The sequence below is a fragment of the Kitasatospora sp. NPDC034533 genome (genome assembly GCF_055575155.1).
This window is the reverse complement of sequence record NZ_JBVITE010000001.1, coordinates 109,717-126,237: the sequence shown is the minus strand read 5'-3', so window position 1 is coordinate 126,237 and position 16,521 is coordinate 109,717. Positions and strand designations below refer to the sequence as shown.

At 69.3% G+C, this 16,521-nt stretch carries 23 protein-coding genes; 2 read left to right on the top strand and 21 right to left on the bottom strand.

From position 1 onward, the window contains the following. Positions 1-11: 11 nt before the first annotated feature. The 19 genes from rplN to rfbB form a co-directional block, all read right to left on the bottom strand. Positions 12-383: a 50S ribosomal protein L14 gene (gene rplN, locus ACZ55U_RS00640; RefSeq protein ID WP_196949334.1), complete on the bottom strand. Its 372-nt coding sequence runs from the start codon at positions 381-383 to the stop codon at positions 12-14. Between the two features lie 102 nt (positions 384-485). Then, positions 486-758, bottom strand: coding sequence for a 30S ribosomal protein S17 (gene rpsQ / locus ACZ55U_RS00635; protein ID WP_030280777.1), 273 nt, complete (start codon positions 756-758; stop codon positions 486-488). Next, entirely contained in the window at positions 758-982 is a 225-nt protein-coding gene (gene rpmC / locus ACZ55U_RS00630) for a 50S ribosomal protein L29 (protein ID WP_031063040.1), read from the bottom strand. The genes rpsQ and rpmC overlap by 1 nt, the downstream gene beginning before the upstream one ends. Further along, positions 982-1,401 carry a 50S ribosomal protein L16 gene (gene rplP / locus ACZ55U_RS00625; RefSeq protein WP_014136280.1) on the bottom strand — a complete coding sequence of 140 codons (420 nt, stop codon included), beginning with the start codon at positions 1,399-1,401 and terminating at the stop codon, positions 982-984. Before rplP ends, rpmC begins: the two co-directional genes overlap by 1 nt. A 5-nt stretch (positions 1,402-1,406) precedes the next feature. Then, positions 1,407-2,231, bottom strand: a complete 825-nt coding sequence (gene rpsC / locus ACZ55U_RS00620; protein WP_465520927.1) for a 30S ribosomal protein S3 — start codon at positions 2,229-2,231, stop codon at positions 1,407-1,409. Continuing rightward, on the bottom strand, positions 2,231-2,578 hold the full coding sequence (gene rplV / locus ACZ55U_RS00615) for a 50S ribosomal protein L22 (RefSeq protein ID WP_030280773.1): 348 nt from the start codon (positions 2,576-2,578) through the stop codon (positions 2,231-2,233). The genes rpsC and rplV overlap by 1 nt, the downstream gene beginning before the upstream one ends. Positions 2,579-2,660: 82 nt before the next feature. After that, a complete protein-coding gene (gene rpsS / locus ACZ55U_RS00610) occupies positions 2,661-2,942 on the bottom strand; it encodes a 30S ribosomal protein S19 (RefSeq protein ID WP_030280772.1) in 282 nt (93 codons plus the stop codon). A gap of 11 nt (positions 2,943-2,953) precedes the next feature. Continuing rightward, complete coding sequence (rplB, locus tag ACZ55U_RS00605; RefSeq protein WP_030232466.1) at positions 2,954-3,790, bottom strand: 50S ribosomal protein L2; 837 nt, start codon at positions 3,788-3,790, stop codon at positions 2,954-2,956. A gap of 46 nt (positions 3,791-3,836) precedes the next feature. Further along, positions 3,837-4,154, bottom strand: coding sequence for a 50S ribosomal protein L23 (gene rplW, locus ACZ55U_RS00600; RefSeq protein WP_030280768.1), 318 nt, complete (start codon positions 4,152-4,154; stop codon positions 3,837-3,839). After that, a complete protein-coding gene (rplD, locus tag ACZ55U_RS00595; protein WP_465520925.1) occupies positions 4,154-4,831 on the bottom strand; it encodes a 50S ribosomal protein L4 in 678 nt (225 codons plus the stop codon). Before rplD ends, rplW begins: the two co-directional genes overlap by 1 nt. Positions 4,832-4,836: 5 nt before the next feature. After that, positions 4,837-5,484, bottom strand: a complete 648-nt coding sequence (gene rplC / locus ACZ55U_RS00590; protein ID WP_207810335.1) for a 50S ribosomal protein L3 — start codon at positions 5,482-5,484, stop codon at positions 4,837-4,839. Between the two features lie 14 nt (positions 5,485-5,498). Next, positions 5,499-5,807 (bottom strand): 30S ribosomal protein S10, encoded by a 309-nt coding sequence (gene rpsJ, locus ACZ55U_RS00585; protein ID WP_012785157.1) that lies wholly within the window; start codon positions 5,805-5,807, stop codon positions 5,499-5,501. A 395-nt stretch (positions 5,808-6,202) separates the two neighbouring features. Further along, on the bottom strand, positions 6,203-8,014 hold the full coding sequence (locus ACZ55U_RS00580; protein WP_465520923.1) for a hypothetical protein: 1,812 nt from the start codon (positions 8,012-8,014) through the stop codon (positions 6,203-6,205). Positions 8,015-8,140: 126 nt separating this feature from the next. Beyond that, entirely contained in the window at positions 8,141-9,043 is a 903-nt protein-coding gene (locus ACZ55U_RS00575; protein ID WP_465520921.1) for a glycosyltransferase family 2 protein, read from the bottom strand. 4 nt (positions 9,044-9,047) lie between these two features. Beyond that, a complete protein-coding gene (locus ACZ55U_RS00570; RefSeq protein WP_465520919.1) occupies positions 9,048-9,446 on the bottom strand; it encodes a DUF2304 family protein in 399 nt (132 codons plus the stop codon). Further along, positions 9,443-10,132, bottom strand: coding sequence for a glycosyltransferase family 2 protein (locus tag ACZ55U_RS00565; RefSeq protein WP_465520917.1), 690 nt, complete (start codon positions 10,130-10,132; stop codon positions 9,443-9,445). The genes ACZ55U_RS00570 and ACZ55U_RS00565 overlap by 4 nt, the downstream gene beginning before the upstream one ends. 69 nt (positions 10,133-10,201) lie before the next feature. Further along, complete coding sequence (locus ACZ55U_RS00560) at positions 10,202-11,539, bottom strand: lipopolysaccharide biosynthesis protein (protein WP_465520915.1); 1,338 nt, start codon at positions 11,537-11,539, stop codon at positions 10,202-10,204. After that, positions 11,536-12,471, bottom strand: coding sequence for a dTDP-4-dehydrorhamnose reductase (rfbD, locus tag ACZ55U_RS00555; protein WP_465520913.1), 936 nt, complete (start codon positions 12,469-12,471; stop codon positions 11,536-11,538). Before rfbD ends, ACZ55U_RS00560 begins: the two co-directional genes overlap by 4 nt. Further along, positions 12,468-13,445, bottom strand: coding sequence for a dTDP-glucose 4,6-dehydratase (gene rfbB, locus ACZ55U_RS00550; protein ID WP_465520911.1), 978 nt, complete (start codon positions 13,443-13,445; stop codon positions 12,468-12,470). The genes rfbD and rfbB overlap by 4 nt, the downstream gene beginning before the upstream one ends. Before the next feature lie 81 nt (positions 13,446-13,526). On the opposite strand from rfbB, the gene rfbA reads away from it, so the two are divergent. Both rfbA and rfbC read left to right on the top strand, forming a co-directional pair. Further along, a complete protein-coding gene (gene rfbA, locus ACZ55U_RS00545) occupies positions 13,527-14,402 on the top strand; it encodes a glucose-1-phosphate thymidylyltransferase RfbA (protein ID WP_465520909.1) in 876 nt (291 codons plus the stop codon). Next, on the top strand, positions 14,399-14,998 hold the full coding sequence (gene rfbC / locus ACZ55U_RS00540) for a dTDP-4-dehydrorhamnose 3,5-epimerase (protein WP_465520907.1): 600 nt from the start codon (positions 14,399-14,401) through the stop codon (positions 14,996-14,998). The genes rfbA and rfbC overlap by 4 nt, the downstream gene beginning before the upstream one ends. 98 nt (positions 14,999-15,096) lie before the next feature. On the opposite strand, the gene ACZ55U_RS00535 is transcribed toward rfbC, so the two are convergent. Together ACZ55U_RS00535 and ACZ55U_RS00530 are read right to left on the bottom strand one after the other, a co-directional pair. Next, positions 15,097-15,546, bottom strand: coding sequence for a GtrA family protein (locus tag ACZ55U_RS00535; RefSeq protein WP_465520905.1), 450 nt, complete (start codon positions 15,544-15,546; stop codon positions 15,097-15,099). After that, the gene (locus tag ACZ55U_RS00530) at positions 15,543-16,505 is read right to left on the bottom strand and encodes a glycosyltransferase family 2 protein (RefSeq protein ID WP_465520903.1); all 963 of its coding nucleotides are present in this window, start codon (positions 16,503-16,505) and stop codon (positions 15,543-15,545) included. The genes ACZ55U_RS00535 and ACZ55U_RS00530 overlap by 4 nt, the downstream gene beginning before the upstream one ends. Between the last annotated feature and the right edge of the window lie 16 nt (positions 16,506-16,521).

The window sequence follows — 16,521 nt, the reverse complement described above, 5'->3', positions numbered from 1 at the left end:
TTCGCCATGGGTCAGAGCACCTCCGGCGCCAGCGAGATGATCTTCATGAACTTCTTGTCGCGCAGCTCGCGGCCCACCGGGCCGAAGATGCGGGTACCGCGGGGGTCACCCTCGGTGTTCTTGAGGACGACGGCGGCGTTCTCGTCGAACCGGATGTAGGAACCGTCCGGACGACGGCGCTCCTTCACGGTACGGACGACGACGGCCTTGACCACGTCACCCTTCTTCACCGAGCCACCGGGGATCGCGTCCTTGACGGTCGCGACGATGACGTCCCCGATTCCGGCGTAGCGGCGACCGGAGCCACCGAGAACACGGATGCAAAGGATCTCCTTGGCACCAGTGTTGTCGGCAACACGCAGTCGCGACTCCTGCTGGATCACAGCTTTCTCCTGATCGTCAACGAGAGTCGACGGGCCGGCCGCTGCTCACATCGGCGCCCCTCGGGGACCCGCTGCACATACGGCCGTACCACATCGGCTTCGTTACTTGGCCTTCTCGAGGATCTCGACGACGCGCCAGCGCTTCGTCGCGGACAGCGGGCGGGTCTCCGCGAGGAGGACCCGGTCGCCCACGCCGCACGCGTTCTGCTCGTCGTGCGCCTTCAGCTTGTTCGTACGGCGGATGACCTTGCCGTACAGAGCGTGCTTGACGCGGTCCTCGACGGCGACGACGACGGTCTTGTCCATCTTGTCGCTGACGACGAGACCCTCACGGGTCTTGCGGAAACCGCGCGTCTCGTTGGTGTTCTCAGTCATCAGGCGTTCTCCACCGTCTCGATGCCCAGCTCGCGCTCGCGCATCAGGGTGTAGATCCGCGCGATGTCCTTACGGACCAGCTTGAGCCGTCCGTGGTTGTCGAGCTGCCCGGTCGCCGCCTGGAAGCGGAGGTTGAACAGCTCCTCCTTGGCCTCGCGGAGCTTGGCAACGAGGGCCTCGTTGTCCAGCTGACGAAGCTCAGCAGCCTTGGTAGCGGCCGACATCAGCTTTCACCGTCCTCGCGCCGGACGATCCGGCACTTCATCGGAAGCTTGTGCGCGGCACGCGTGAGCGCCTCGCGGGCAATCTTCTCGTTCGGGTACGACAGCTCGAACATGACCCGACCCGGGTGCACGTTCGCGATCCACCACTCCGGCGAACCCTTACCGGAACCCATGCGGGTCTCGGCCGGCTTCTTGGTGAGCGGGCGGTCCGGGTAGATGTTGATCCAGACCTTGCCGCCACGGCGGATGTGACGGGTGATCGCGATACGAGCCGACTCGATCTGACGGTTCGTCACGTAGGCCGGGGTCACGGCCTGGATGCCGAACTGGCCGAACGCCAGCTCGGTGCCACCCTTGGAGGCGCCGCGGCGCTTCGGGTGGTGCTGCTTGCGGTGCTTGACCCGACGGGGGATCAGCATTGGGGTCAGGCCTCCGTTCCGGTGTTCTCAGCAGCCGGAGCCTCGACGGCCGGGGCCGCGGGGGCCTCGGCAGCGGCGGGACGACGGCCACGGCCACCGCGCTCGCCACCACGGCGGTCGCCACCGCGGGCGGGACGACCACCCTCGGGACGGGCCGGGCGGTTGCCCGAGCGGGCAGCGGCGTTCTCAGCGCGGACCTCGGCGATGTTCTTGACGTCGCCCTTGTAGATCCAGACCTTCACGCCGATGCGGCCGAAGGTGGTCTTGGCCTCGAAGAAGCCGTAGTCGACGTTCGCACGCAGGGTGTGCAGCGGCACGCGACCCTCGCGGTAGAACTCCGAACGGCTCATCTCGGCGCCGCCGAGACGACCGGAGCACTGGACCTTGATGCCCTTGGCGCCGGACTTCATGGTGCCCTGCATCGACTTGCGCATGGCACGACGGAAGGAGACACGGGAGGACAGCTGCTCCGCGACGCCCTGAGCCACGAGCTGGGCGTCCAGCTCGGGGTTCTTGACCTCGAGGATGTTCAGCTGGACCTGCTTGCCGGTCAGCTTCTCCAGGTTGCCCCGGATCTTGTCGGCCTCCGCGCCGCGGCGGCCGATCACGATGCCCGGACGGGCGGTGTGGATGTCCACGCGGACGCGGTCACGGGTGCGCTCGATCTCGACCTTGGAGATGCCGGCGCGCTCCATGCCCTTCGTCATGAGACGACGGATGGCGACGTCTTCCTTGACGTAGTCCTTGTACAGCTTGTCGGCGTACCAGCGGGACTTGAAGTCCGTGCTGATGCCGAGGCGGAACCCGTGCGGGTTAACCTTCTGGCCCATTACCGGGTCCCTTCCTTGCTGCTGACGACCACGGTGATGTGGCTGGTCCGCTTGCGGATCCGGTAGGCGCGGCCCTGGGCACGCGGACGGAACCGCTTCAGGGTCGGGCCCTCGTCAACGTACGCCTCGGAGATGTAGAGGTCGTCCACGTTGGAGTGGTTGTAGTTGTGCGCGGCGTTGGCGATGGCGCTGTCGAGCACCTTGCCGACCGGCACGGTGGCGGCCTGCGGAGCGAAACGCAGGACGGCCTGGGCCTCCGTGGCATTCATGCCACGGATGAGGTCCACCACGCGGCGGGCCTTCATGGGCGTCACGCGGATGTACCGCGCCTGAGCCCTGGCTTCCATGGTTGTCCCCTTAATGGAGTAAGTCGTTGAGTCTTCTTGGCGCGCAAGCTCAGCCCGTGGCCCGGAGGCCACAACGGGCTAGTTAGCGGCGCTTCGACTTCCGGTCTTCCTTCACGTGGCCACGGAAGGTGCGGGTCGGAGCGAACTCGCCGAGCTTGTGGCCGACCATCGACTCGGTGACGAACACCGGGACGTGCTTACGGCCATCGTGAACCGCGATCGTGTGACCGAGCATGCTCGGGGAGATCACGGAACGACGGGACCAGGTCTTGATGACGTTCTGAGTACCCGCCTCGTTCTGAGCGTCCACCTTCTTGATGAGGTGGCCGTCGATGAAGGGGCCCTTCTTGAGACTGCGCGGCATCTGACCTGCTCCTAGCGCTTCTTGTTGGTCTTGCGGCGGCGCACGATGAGCTTGTCCGACGCCTTGTTCGGGCGACGGGTACGGCCCTCGGGCTTACCCCACGGCGAGACCGGGTGGCGACCACCGGAGGTCTTACCCTCACCACCACCGTGCGGGTGGTCGATCGGGTTCATGGCCACACCACGCACGGTCGGGCGGACGCCCTTCCAGCGCATACGGCCGGCCTTGCCCCAGTTGATGTTCGACTGCTCGGCGTTGCCGACCTCGCCGACGGTGGCGCGGCAGCGCGCGTCGACCAGGCGGATCTCACCGGAGGGCATGCGCAGGTGCGCCATCTTGCCCTCACGCGCCAGCAGCTGGATGCCGGAGCCGGCCGAGCGGGCCAGCTTGGCACCGCCGCCGGGACGCAGCTCCACCGCGTGGATGGTGGTACCGACCGGGATGTTGCGAAGCGGCAGGTTGTTGCCCGGCTTGATGTCGGCGCCGGCGCCGTTCTCGATCCGGTCACCCTGCGCGATGCCGCGCGGCGCGATGATGTAGCGCTTCTCGCCGTCCGCGTAGTGCAGGAGCGCGATGCGCGCGGTGCGGTTCGGGTCGTACTCGATGTGCGCGACCTTGGCCGGCACGCCGTCCTTGTCGTGACGACGGAAGTCGATCACGCGGTAGGCGCGCTTGTGACCGCCACCCTGGTGGCGAGCGGTGACACGACCGGCGTTGTTACGGCCGCCCTTGCTGTGCAGGGGGCGAACCAGCGACTTCTCCGGAGTGGACCGCGTGATTTCTACGAAGTCGGCCACGCTGGAGCCACGACGGCCCGGCGTAGTCGGCTTGTACTTGCGGATGCCCATTTGGCTCTCTCGTCCTCGTCCTAATCGACGATCACGATCTCCTGGTTCAGGAGACCGGACCACCGAAGATGTCGATGCGGTTGCCCTCGGCCAGCGTCACGATGGCGCGCTTGGTGTCCTTGCGCTTGCCAAAGCCCGTCTTGGAGCGCTTGCGCTTGCCCTGACGGTTGATCGTGTTGACAGCCTCGACCTTGACCGAGAAGACCGCCTCGACGGCCTGCTTGATCTGGGTCTTGTTGGCGCCCGGCGACACGATGAACGTGTACTTGTTCTCGTCGAGAAGGCTGTAGCTCTTCTCGGAGATGACCGGCTTCACCAGGACGTCACGGGGGTCCGTGAACGTCTTGCTCGTAACGTCGCTCATCAGGCGGCGCTCCCTTCGAGCTCGCCCTCAGCGGCAACGGCCTTGGCGGACGCGGCCGGACCGGCCACGAAGCGCTCGAAGGCGGCCTGGGTGAAGACCACATCGTCGGAGACGAGCACGTCGTAGGTGTTCAGCTGACCGGCGTCCAGGATGTGCACGTTCGGCAGGTTGCGAGCGGACTTCAGGCCCAGCTCGTCCGTGCGCTCGACGACCAGGAGGACGTTCTTGCGCTCGGTGATCTTGCCGAACAGGCTCTTGGCGGCCTTGGTCGACGGCGCCTCGGTCGCGGTCACGCCGGTGACGACGTGAATGCGGTTGTGGCGGGCCCGGTCGGTGAGCGCACCGCGCAGAGCGGCGGCGATCATCTTCTTCGGGGTCCGCTGCGAGTAGTCGCGCGGCACGGGACCGTGCACGACGCCACCGCCGGCGAACTGCGGCGCACGGGTCGAGCCCTGACGGGCGCGGCCGGTGCCCTTCTGGCGGTACGGCTTCTTGCCGCCACCGCGGACCTCGCCACGAGTCTTGGTCTTGTGGGTGCCCTGACGGGCCGCAGCGAGCTGCGCCACGACGACCTGGTGCATCAGCGGAACGCTGACCTTCGCGTCGAAGATCTCGGCCGGCAGCTCGATGCTGCCGGTCTTGTCGCCAGCCGGCGACAGGATGTCAATGGTGCTCATATCCTTCACAGCCCCTTCGCCGCGGTGCGGACGAGGACGAGGCCGCCGTTCGGGCCCGGGACGGCGCCCTTGATGAGCAGCAGACCCTTCTCCGCGTCGACCGCGTGCACGGTCAGGTTCTGGGTGGTCACACGCTCGTGGCCCATCCGACCGGCCATGCGCAGGCCCTTGAACACACGGCCCGGGGTGGCGCAGCCACCGATGGAACCGGGCGAGCGGTGCTTGCGCTGGGTGCCGTGACCGGCGCCGAGGCCCTTGAAGTTGTGACGCTTCATGACACCGGCGAAGCCCTTGCCCTTGGAGGTGCCGGTCACGTCGACCTTGACACCCGCCTCGAACAGCTCAGCGGTGATCTCCTGGCCGAGGGTGTACTCGGACGCGTCCGAGGTACGGATCTCGACCAGGTGGCGGCGCGGGGTGACACCGGCCTTGGCGAAGTGGCCCGCGAGGGGCTTGTTCACCTTGCGGGGGTCGATCTCGCCGAAGCCGAGCTGGACGGCGCTGTAGCCGGCCGGGCTGTCGGCGGTGTGGACCTGGGTCACGACATTCGGCCCGGCCTTGACGACGGTCACCGGGACGACCCGGTTGTTCTCGTCCCAGACCTGGGTCATGCCGAGCTTCTCGCCCAGGATGCCCTTAATCTGCTTAGCCATCTTCGGTGCGCCTCTCAGAGCTTGATCTCGATGTCGACACCGGCCGGCAGGTCGAGACGCATGAGCGAGTCAACCGTCTTCGGCGTGGGGTCGAGGATGTCGATCAGACGCTTGTGAGTACGCATCTCGAAGTGCTCGCGCGAGTCCTTGTACTTGTGCGGCGAGCGGATGACGCAGTACACGTTCTTCTCAGTGGGCAGCGGCACCGGGCCCGCGACCTGCGCACCAGTACGGATCACCGTCTCGACGATCTTCTTCGCCGAGGAGTCGATGACCTCGTGGTCGTAGGCCTTGAGCCGGATGCGGATCTTCTGTCCCGCCATGGCTACTCAGTAGTCCTTTGTCCTTAGTCACTGCACGACCCCCCTTCCGACCCCCGCGCTCGGGCGTGTCGCACTCGCGCTTGCAAAAAACCGGCGAAGTACTTCGTCGGTTTCAAACTTTCGGGGTGAGGGGGCAGCCGGGTCGAGGCCCCGCACACGCTTCCCGGAAGATTCCCGTACTTTCGCCCCGCAGCTGCCGTGGCGTAGAACTCACGCTTGACGGCCATCACGGGAACGACGAGTACATGGGACTCGCTTCCGGTCCTCCCGGCGGGAGGCGCGCAGCATCGGCACTCAACCGAGCAACTTGGACATACTGCCACACGGAGCAGTCCGGATGCCAATCGGGGCCGGTGAGACGCTCCTCACCGGCCCCGATCGGGTGGTTCCGCCGCTCAGCCCTTGCGCCAGAGCACCCAGCCGCGTTCCAGGTTGTACGTCGCGACGGACCAGCCCGGCTTCGGGTGCGGCCAGCTGGCCTCCGGCGGGGCGTCCTTGTCGGCCGTCGCCAGGAACGCGGTGGCCCGCTCCGGCAGGGGGTCGCCGGCCTTCACGTTCTCGGTCCAGACCCGGCCCCAGTAGACCTCGTAGGTCAGGGACATCCGGGCGTCCCAGTTGAGCTCCTCGTCCATGACCAGGTTGTCGCCCCTGCGCAGCCCGGCCTCCTTGTACAGGCCGACCGCCTCGTACTTGCGGGCCTTGCCGTGCGGCTCGGAGACGTTGTCGGTGATGGTGACCGTCGCGTAGACGGCGAACAGCGTCACGCAGCCCACCACGGCCGCGACCACCCGGCGCCCGCCGGCCAGCCGCAGCAGCAGGCAGGCGGCCAGCACCGCCAGCGCGCCGAAGGTCGTCCGGGCCATGTGCAGGCCCTCCCAGACCGAGGCCAGGAACATCGCGTCCGGCACCGTCCAGGAGCTGACCCAGAGCTTGAGCTGGGAGCCCGCGAACGCGCCGACCGAGACCTGGATGATCCCGATCACCACCGCGCCGATCCCGGCCAGCCCCAGCAGCGCGCGGCTGCCCGCCCGGAACAGCGCGGCCAGGCCGACCACCAGGAACAGCGGCACCAGCACCGCGCAGTAGCGGGCGTACACCCAGTTGTCGACGCGCGCGTTGTCCGCCAGGCCGGCCGCGGCGGCCAGCGCGGTGCCGAACAGCATGGCGACCATGGTGAAGGCCACCACCCGCTCGGCCACCGAGTACCGGCGCCGGAACACGACCGCCACGCACAGCACGAAGGCGATCGCCCCGAAGCCGTACGTCGAGGTCATGAAGTACCAGAGCTGCCCGAACGTGCGGGCGATGATCGTGCCGCGGTACTGGGGGTCCCCCAGGTGCTCGAAGACCTGGTTGCCGACGCTGCTCGGCGGCACGTCCTTGAACTGGTTCTCGACGAAGCGGGCCAGCAGCCGGGCCCCCAGGACGGACACCCCGAGCCCGCCGATCCCGGAGAGCGAGGAGAGCCGCGGCGCCCAGCCGAAGGCCAGCACCACGACCAGCACCAGCGCGGTCAGCGCCACCACCACGCCGCCGCGGTCGTGGGTGGCCATCGAGTAGCCGGCCACCAGGCCCATCGCCACCGCGTACAGCGCGCGCCGGCGCGGCGAGCCGGGCGACAGCCAGCCGTGCATCGCGAGCAGCCAGACCAGCAGGAGCACCGGGAGCACGGTGTCCGACATGACGAACTGGGAGTAGAAGACCACCGGCGGCACCAGCGCCACGGCGGTGCCCACCAGGTACGCGTGCCGCCGGGACAGGCCCAGCCGGCGCGCCGCCACCACGACCAGCGGGAACACCAGCGCGTTGAGCACCGCGTTGATGCCCATGATCAGGTGGTACGCGGTCGCCGGGTTGTCGGCGATCCGCAGCGCCGGCGAGATCAGCAGCGGGTACCCGCCCGGGATCACCACCCCGACCGGCATCTCGGTCGTCGGCCGGCCCGCCAGCACCCGCGCTATCACCAGGTACGAGTCCTCGTCGGCGTGCACCGACGGGAAGTAGTTGTGGATCGACAGCGCCAGGCGGAACACCACCTGCCCGCCGTAGCCGAGGAGCAGGGCCACCGGCCAGAACCAGCGGTGGGCGGTCAGCGCCCGCAACCGGGCCCGCACGGCCCTGGGCAGGACGTCGGACGCGCTCCCGCCGCCGTCCTCACCCCGGCCCTGTCCCTCGGGCGTACGGGCAGAGTCGATCAGCGGCTGCACCGGGACACTTCCCTACTTGTGTGAGTTGACGAGGCCGTCGTGTACGACAACGACCGGCCCCCAGACGGCAGTTCACCTTCGGGTGGCTGTGCCTCGGAGCCGGTCGCGGAGATCGGGCCCGCCGCCCTAATGCCGCTGCCCGCCGGTCAGCGCGTGGCGGACCAGCACCTTGGCCCCGTCCGTCTGGCCGCGCTTCAGCGCACCCGGCAGCATGGTCAGCGCGTGCAGGCGGGAGGCGCTGCGGAACCGGGCCGCGCGGGCGGCCTTATGCCAGCCGCGGGCGCTCATCCGCTCGGCCACCGCGTTGAAGTACCTCTCCGCCTCGGTGAACCGGGTGCCGGAGAAGGCCTGGACCGAGGACTCGCTGACGGCGTGCCGCCGGTACTGGAAGACGACGGTGGTGTTGTCCACCATCATCTGCTCGCCGCGCTCCAGCAGGTCGACGACCAGGGCCAGGTCCTGGATCACCGAGTACTCGTCCCGGAAGTTGACCGCGCGCAGCGCCTCGCCCCGCCAGCAGATCGACGGGAAGTAGAGCCAGTTGCCGCGCAGCACGCTGGCGGCCAGTTCCTCGCCGCCCATCAGCCGCCGGCCCCTGACCGCCGGCGCGTAGAGCTTCTCCTTGACGTTGTCCGCCAGACCGGAGCGGACCACGCCGTCGCCGTCGATGACCTCGACGCCCGGCTGCACCATGCCCAGGTCCGGGTTGACCTTGAGGATCTCCCGGACGGTCTTCAGGTAGTGCGGGTGCAGCAGGTCGTCACAGCCCATGATGACCACGTGGTCGGCCGTGGACAGCTCCACGCACTTCTGGAAGTTCTTGGTGATGCCGAGGTTCTGCTCGTTGCGCAGGTAGGTCACCCGGTCGTCGCCGAGGGAGGCGAACCAGCCCGGTACGTCCGGCTCCTTGCCGTCGTCGATGACGGTGAGCCGGAAGTCCGGGTCCGTCTGGGCGAGGATGCTCCGCACCGCGGCCTGCATCAGCGCCACGTCGCCGTAGTACGGCAGCATGAACTCGAAGGTCGCCATGCGCTCAGGCCTTGCTGCGGTCGACCGGCGCGGAGATCGGCAGGTCCAGATCGAAGCGCTCCTCGTTCAGCCGGGCGCCCTCGTTGATCGCGACGGTGCGCGCCAGGTCGGTGAGCTTCTTCTCCAGCGAGCGGAAGCGCAGGAAGGTGTTCAGCGTCAGGAAGCCCATCGCCAGCACCATCACGTACAGCACCAGGTCGGTGCCGCGGCCGACGCCGAGCTGGTGGGCCAGCCAGGTCACGTCGGTGGGACGCAGCACCGCGTAGATGTTCACGATCACGAAGACGGAGAACGCGATCCGCTTCCAGGCGCGGGTGTTGGCACGGTCCCAACGCCGGATGAACATGAAGGCGAGAGAGACCGAGCCGAGAATGAGAACCAGCTGGATCCAGAAGAATTTCATCGGCGGCTACGCTCCCGCAGCGAGATGTCGAAGATGATGTTGACGCCGTTGATCAGGGACTGACCCTTGGCGCGTGAGTAGTCGGTGTACAGGATGTCCACCGGAAGCTCGGCCACCCGCAGGTCCGAGCCGGCGAGGAAGCTGACGATCTCCGACGCGTGCGCCATGCCGTTCATGGTGATCCGCAGCCGGCCGGCGGCCTCGCGGTTCAGCACGCGCAGGCCGTTGTGGGCGTCGGTGAGCTTGAGCTTGCGCGCGGTCGGGCTGACGGTCGCCGCGGTGCGCAGGACGACCCGCTTGATCCACGGCACCTGGCCGTTCTGCTCGATGAAGCGCGAGCCGAGGACCACGTCCACCTCGCCCTCCCGCAGCAGGGCGACCATCTTCTCGACGTCCGCGGTCTGGTGCTGACCGTCCGCGTCGAAGGTGGCGAAGTACTGGGACCCGGGCTGGGCCAGGGCGTAGGCGAGGCCGGTCTGCAGGGCCGCGCCCTGGCCGAGGTTGACCGGGTGGCGCACCAGGTGCGCGCCGGTCTCCATGATGTGCTTGGCCGAGTCGTCGCCGCTGCCGTCATCGACCACCACGATGTTCGGGAACGTCTTTCGCGCCCCCTCCACAACGTCGGCGATCACCTGGCCCTCGTTGTAGGCCGGGATCACCAGCCAAACATCGTCGTACTGGGACACGGAGGCTCCATGAATGGGGTCTGGCCCGCGCTGCTGCGCGGCGATCTGAAGATGAGGGGCGGACAACGGTCATTCACCGGCCGTACGGCTGCTCAACACCGCGGTGTTCGGGTCCCCCGACTGCTGGGCCGAACCGGCGGAAGTCGTCGCCGAACGGGCGAAACTCTGCCTCAGAACCGCCAGCATACCGAGGACCGTGGCCACCGAACCGGCCGTGTACGCAACGATCACGCGGGTGGCCACCTCTCCCGGCAGGAAGGTCACCCCCGCGAGGACCGCGGTTCCGGCCGCCCAGCAGAGCAGCTGGAGGTTGTGCCGCTTGAATACCATCAGCGCCTGGCCCAGCACCATCGCGAACATGTACGCGACGGTGCCGGCGGACATCCAGAAGAAGTCCAGGCAGCCGAGCACCGGCTTGGCGCCGAAGAGCACCTGGATCAGCCACGGGCCGAGGGCGACCGCCGGGATCCCGCCGAGCAGGCCGAGCGCGCCCACCACGACGCCGATCTTCCTGAGCATCCCGGTGAAGGCGGCCCGGTCCCCCACCGCGATCGCGGCGGAGAGGCCGTTCAGCAGCGAGGCCTGGAGCGAGCCGAAGACGAACAGCGGCACCCGGGCCAGCACCAGCGCGTTGAGCAGCGCGGCGATCAGCGCGGAGTCGGAGGGCGCGAGCAGCTTGGTGCTCATCACCGCGGCGTTCACCACGACCTGCGAGAGCAGCGTGGAGCAGATCAACAGGCCCAGCCCGGAGCAGAGTTCGGACCAGCCGACCTGCTCGCCGGGCTTGGCCGCGCGCAGCAGCGGCGGCAGCGTGACGATCGTGGCGAGGATCGGCGCGATCGCGAGGATCAGGCTGAACGCGAGCGCCGAGTGCACCCCGGCCACGCCGAAGGCGAAGGCCAGGCCGATCCGCAGGCCGCCGTCCAGGCCGAGCTGGGCGCCGTACGCGCCGAAGCGGCCGAGGCCGGCCAGCACGCCGCGGGTGACGTAGCAGACGGCCATGCCGGTGAAGGCGCCGCCGAGTGCCAGCACCAGCGAGCGGTCACCGTGGAACATCCCCCGGGCGATCGGGCCGGAGGCGGCGGCGAGCGCGAGCAGGGTCGCCGCGAGGATCCCGCCGGTGAGGACGGTCGCCCGGCGCAGCACCGGCGCGGCGCCGTGGCCGAGAGCCGCCCGTGCCGAGACGATCCGGGTGAGCTCCTGCTCGATCGGGAAGAAGACGCCGATGCCGACGGACATCACGACCGTCCACAGCAGCGAGACCTTCGCCATGTCGTCGACCGACAGGCTGTGGCCCGCCACCCCGAGGTGGATGTAGTTGGCGGCCCCCAATACGACGGTGCCGCCGCCCACCGCCAGGGTTCCCGGCGGCAGCGCGGCAGCCACCTTCGTCAGCGCGTTCTTCACTGAGCTCTGTCGCTCTCCGTGGTCCGGGCCGTGGCGGCCAGTTCGGCGAAGACGGGCCGGGTCAGGGCCTCGGCCAGCATGGGCCGCCACTCGGGCAGCGGCGCCAGTCCGGCGGCGGCCCAGCGGTCGTGGGCCAGCACGCTGAAGGCCGGCCGGGCGGCCGGGCGGACGAAGGCCTCCGAGGTGGTCGGGCGGATCCGCTCCGGGTCCAGCCCGCTCAGCGCGTAGGTCTCGCGGGCCAGTCCGCACCAGGTGGTCCGGCCGCTCGCGGTGCCGTGGTACACCCCGGCGGGGGCCCGTCCGGCGAGCGCGGCCCGGCCGAGCTCCACCAGGCGGCCGGCCAGCGCGTGGGACCAGGTCGGCTGGCCGTGCTGGTCGTCCACCACGTCCAGGGTGTCCCGCTGGGCGGCGAGCTTGAGCATGGTGGCCACGAAGTTCGGGCCGTGCTCGCCGTACAGCCAGGCGGTGCGCACGACGTAGCCGTGCTCGGGGAGCAGTTCGGCGACCGCCCGCTCCCCCACCAGCTTGCTGCGGCCGTACGCGTTCACCGGCGCGGTCGGGGCGTCCTCCGGGCAGGGCTCGGTGGCGTCGCCCGGCAGGACGTAGTCCGTGGAGACGTGCAGCAGCCGCGCGCCGGTCCCGGCGCAGGCCTCGGCCAGGAGGCGCACGCCGGTGCCGTTGACGGCGGTGGCGGCGTCCTCCTCGGTCTCCGCACCGTCGACGTTCGTCCACGCGGCGCAGTTGACCACGATGTCGTGGCCGTCGACCGCGGCCCGCACGGCCGCGGCGTCGGTGATGTCGAGGTCCGCCCGGCGCAGCGCGGTGATCTCGGCGGACGGGTCGGCGCCCAGCACCGACAGCAGGTCCTGTCCGAGCATCCCGGCCGCGCCGGTGACCAGCCAGCGCACCCGGCCGGCGGAGTTCTCGGTCACTTGGCCAGGGCCGCCTTCTGCTTCAGCGGCTCCCACCAGGCGCGGTTCTCGCGGTACCAGGCGATGGTCGCGGCGAGGCCGTCCTCGAAGCGGACCTGCGGCTCGTAGCCGAGCTCCTCGCGGATCTTGCTGATGTCGATCGAGTAGCGCAGGTCGTGGCCCTTGCGGTCCTCGACGTGCTCGACCATGTCCCAGCCGGCGCCGGCGGCCTCCAGGAGCAGGCCGGTCAGCTCCTTGTTGGTCGCCTCGGTGCCGCCGCCGATGTTGTAGACCTCGCCCGCGCGGCCGCCGCGCATCACCAGCTCGATGCCCCGGCAGTGGTCCGAGACGTGCAGCCAGTCGCGGACGTTGCCACCGTCGCCGTACAGCGGCACCTTCTTGCCGTCGATCAGGTTGGTGGTGAACAGCGGGATGACCTTCTCCGGGAACTGGTAGTGCCCGTAGTTGTTGGAGCAGCGGGTCACCACGACGTCCATGCCGTGGGTGCGGTGGTACGCCAGCGCCAGCAGGTCGGAGGAGGCCTTGGAGGCCGAGTACGGGGAGTTCGGCTGCAGCGGCCAGGTCTCCGTCCAGGAGCCCTCGCTGATCGAGCCGTACACCTCGTCGGTGGAGATGTGCACGAAGCGGCCGACGCCGTGCTTGCGGGCCGCGTCGAGCAGCACCTGGGTGCCCACGACGTTGGTCAGCACGAACGGGCCCGCGCCGGCGATCGAGCGGTCCACGTGGGACTCGGCGGCGAAGTGCACCACCACGTCGTGGCCCGGCATGACCTGGTCCACGGCGTCCACGTCGCAGATGTCGCCCTGGACGAAGGTGTAGCCCGGGTGGTCGGCCACCGGGGCCAGGTTCTCCAGGACACCCGAGTAGGTGAGCTTGTCGAAGACGGTGATCCGAGCGTTCTCGTCGGCCCCGAGGAGCTGACGGACGAACTCGGAACCGATGAACCCGGCGCCGCCGGTCACGAGGATGCGCATAATGCGCGTAGTCTACCGCCGCCCGAAGGCCCTCCCGCCCCCGGCCCCTACCGCGTTCGCGATCTCGAATAGGGTGCTTCCATGCGTGGAATCCTCCTGGCCGGCGGCACCGGCTCGCGGCTGTGGCCGCTGACCCGTGCGGTGTCGAAGCAGCTCCTCCCGGTCTTCGACAAGCCGATGATCTACTACCCTCTCTCGACCCTCGTGATGGCCGGGATAAGCGAGATCCTGATCATCACGACCCCGAACGACCGGGACCAGTTCGAACGGCTGCTGGGCGACGGGTCCCAGCTCGGCCTGAAGCTCCAGTACGCCGTCCAGGAGAAGCCCGAGGGCATCGCCCAGGCCTTCGTCCTCGGCGCGGACTTCATCGGTGACGAGCCGGTGGCGCTGATCCTCGGCGACAACATCTTCCACGGCAGCGGCCTCGGCACCCGGCTCACCGAGCACTCCGACATCAAGGGCGGCCGGGTCTTCGCCTACCCGGTGGCCGACCCGACCGCGTACGGCGTGGTCGAGTTCGACGAGACCGGCCAGGTCATCTCCATCGAGGAGAAGCCGGCCGAGCCCAAGTCCCGCTACGCCGTCCCCGGCCTGTACTTCTACGACAACCGGGTCGTCGAGATCGCCCGCAACCTGAAGCCGAGCGCCCGCGGCGAGCTGGAGATCACCGCCGTCAACGACGCGTACCTGCGCACCGGCGACCTGCACGTGACGATCCTCGACCGCGGCACCGCCTGGCTGGACACCGGCACGTTCGTGTCGATGGTCCAGGCCTCGGAGTTCGTCCGGGTCATCGAGGAGCGCCAGGGCTTCAAGATCGGCTGCATCGAGGAGGCCGTCTGGCGGGCCGGGCTGATCGACGACGCGCGGCTGCGCGAGCTCGCCGAGCCGCTGCTGAAGAGCGGGTACGGCCAGTACCTGCTGGGTCTGCTCGAAGAGGCGGCTGCCAAGTGAAGTTCCGTGAGCTCTCCATCGAGGGCGCCTTCGAGATCACCCCGCAGGTGCACGGCGACGCCCGCGGCCACTTCACGGAGTGGTACCGCTTCGACCGCCTCGCCGAGGTCGTCGGCCACCCGCTGGACCTGGCCCAGGCCAACCTGTCGCTGTCGGCCAAGGACGTCGTGCGCGGCATCCACTTCGCCGACGTCCCGCCGGGCCAGGCCAAGTACGTCACCTGCACCCGCGGCGCGGTGCTGGACGTCATCGTCGACCTGCGGGTCGGCTCGCCGAACTTCGGGACGTGGGAGTTCGTCCGGCTGGACGACACCGAGCGCCAGGCCGTCTACATCCCCGAGGGCCTCGGCCACGGCTTCTGCGCCCTCACCGACGACGCCACGCTGACCTACCTCTGCTCGGCGACGTACAACCCGACCGGCGAGCACGGGGTGCACCCGCTGGACCCGGAGCTCGGCATCGAGTGGCCGACCGACACCCCGCAGCTGTCGGCCCGCGACGCGGTGGCGCCGACCCTGTCGGAGGCCCTCGCCGGCGGCCTGCTGCCGGACTACCAGGCCTGCAAGGCCTACACGGACTCGCTGAAGCGCCCGTAGCGCGGACCGGACCGACGGAGGGGGCGCGTGCCACGTGGCACGCGCCCCCTCCGTCGTCGTTCCGTCGGGACCAGTGGGGGCGGTTCGGCGCCGGCGGCTCAGTGCTTGCGGAAGACCCACAGCTTGAGCAGCACGAACCGGGCCACCGTGGCGAGGCCGTTGGCCACCACCAGCCCGGTCACCTCGACCACCCGGGAGGCGTGCGGCACCGCCACGTCCAGCAGGGCCAGGGCGCCGCTGCTCAGGCCCAGCCCGATCAGGAACGCGACCGCGCCCTGGAGCTGGTGGCGCACGGCGCCCTCGGAGCCGGTGATGCCGAAGGTGAACCTGCGGTTGGCCGCGGTGTTGGCCACCGCGCTGACCGCCAGCGCGACCAGGTTGGCCGCCTGCGGCGGGGTGACCAGCCGCATCAGGACGAACAGCACCAGGTAGAAGAGGGTGCTCAGCACCCCGATGACCAGGAAGGACGGCAGCTGCCGGCGGACCGGCCCGGGGGCCCCGGCCGACTCGTCGCGCTCGTCCCGGTCCGCAGAGAGGATCTCGTTCACGCGCCCGTACCGTACCGGTCCGGCTCCTCGGCCGAGTCGTAGCCGACGAAGTACGCGGGCCGCGCCTGGACGGCCGAGTAGATCCGGCCGACGTACTCGCCGAGCAGGCCGACGCAGACCAGCTGCACGGCGCCGATGAAGAGCATCCCTATGAACAGCGAGGACCAGCCGGGCACGGTGGCGCCGAGCGCGTAGGCGGCCGTGGTGTAGAGCGCCAGCACGATGCAGATCAGGAAGCTGAACAGCCCGAGCCAGGTGGCCAGCCGCAGCGGGGCGGCGGAGAAGTTGGTGACGCTGTCCAGCGCGAGCCGGACCATCTTGGACAGCGGGTAGTGGGTGCTGCCCGCGACCCGCTCCTCGCGCACGTAGACCACCTCGCCGCTGGGGAAGCCGAGCCACGGCACCAGCAGCCGGTAGACCGGCTGGTGCTCGGGCATCGCCTTGAGCGCCTCCACCGCGGCCCGGCTGAGCAGCCGGAAGTCGCCGGCCTGGTTGGGCATCCGCTTGCCGACCAGCTTGCGCATCAGCCAGTAGTACGCGCCGGCGGTGTGCCGCTTGAAGAAGGTGTCGGTGCCGCGGTCGCCGCGCACCCCGTAGACGATGTCCAGGCCCTGCTCGCGGGCGAGCGCCAGCATCTCGGGGATCTTCTCCGGCGGGTCCTGGAGGTCTGCGTCGATGGAGACGACGTAGTCCCCGAAGGCGCGGTGGATGCCGGCGGTCAGGGCGGCCTGGTGCCCGGAGTTGCGGGCGAAGCGGACGATCCGGAACTCCGGCCAGTCCTGGCGGATCTTGCGCATCAGCACCGGGGTCACGTCGGTGCTGCCGTCGTCGACGCCGACCACCTCGTAGGCCACGTCGAGGCCGTCGAGGATCGGCCGCAGCCGCTCGACGGTCAGCGGGAGCGCCTCCTGCTCGTTGTAGATCGGCATCACGACCGACAACAGCGGTGCCGTTGACATGCGTTGGTCCCACTTT

Coding starts and splice junctions, on each gene's coding strand:
- rpsQ (WP_030280777.1), bottom strand. CDS start 758: ATGACTGAGAACACCAACGAGACGCGCGGTTTCCGCAAGACCCGTGAG.
- rpmC (WP_031063040.1), bottom strand. CDS start 982: ATGTCGGCCGCTACCAAGGCTGCTGAGCTTCGTCAGCTGGACAACGAG.
- rplP (WP_014136280.1), bottom strand. CDS start 1,401: ATGCTGATCCCCCGTCGGGTCAAGCACCGCAAGCAGCACCACCCGAAG.
- rpsC (WP_465520927.1), bottom strand. CDS start 2,231: ATGGGCCAGAAGGTTAACCCGCACGGGTTCCGCCTCGGCATCAGCACG.
- rplV (WP_030280773.1), bottom strand. CDS start 2,578: ATGGAAGCCAGGGCTCAGGCGCGGTACATCCGCGTGACGCCCATGAAG.
- rpsS (WP_030280772.1), bottom strand. CDS start 2,942: ATGCCGCGCAGTCTCAAGAAGGGCCCCTTCATCGACGGCCACCTCATC.
- rplB (WP_030232466.1), bottom strand. CDS start 3,790: ATGGGCATCCGCAAGTACAAGCCGACTACGCCGGGCCGTCGTGGCTCC.
- rplW (WP_030280768.1), bottom strand. CDS start 4,154: ATGAGCGACGTTACGAGCAAGACGTTCACGGACCCCCGTGACGTCCTG.
- rplD (WP_465520925.1), bottom strand. CDS start 4,831: ATGAGCACCATTGACATCCTGTCGCCGGCTGGCGACAAGACCGGCAGC.
- rplC (WP_207810335.1), bottom strand. CDS start 5,484: ATGGCTAAGCAGATTAAGGGCATCCTGGGCGAGAAGCTCGGCATGACC.
- rpsJ (WP_012785157.1), bottom strand. CDS start 5,807: ATGGCGGGACAGAAGATCCGCATCCGGCTCAAGGCCTACGACCACGAG.
- ACZ55U_RS00575 (WP_465520921.1), bottom strand. CDS start 9,043: ATGGCGACCTTCGAGTTCATGCTGCCGTACTACGGCGACGTGGCGCTG.
- ACZ55U_RS00570 (WP_465520919.1), bottom strand. CDS start 9,446: ATGAAATTCTTCTGGATCCAGCTGGTTCTCATTCTCGGCTCGGTCTCT.
- rfbB (WP_465520911.1), bottom strand. CDS start 13,445: ATGCGCATCCTCGTGACCGGCGGCGCCGGGTTCATCGGTTCCGAGTTC.
- rfbA (WP_465520909.1), top strand. CDS start 13,527: ATGCGTGGAATCCTCCTGGCCGGCGGCACCGGCTCGCGGCTGTGGCCG.
- ACZ55U_RS00530 (WP_465520903.1), bottom strand. CDS start 16,505: ATGTCAACGGCACCGCTGTTGTCGGTCGTGATGCCGATCTACAACGAG.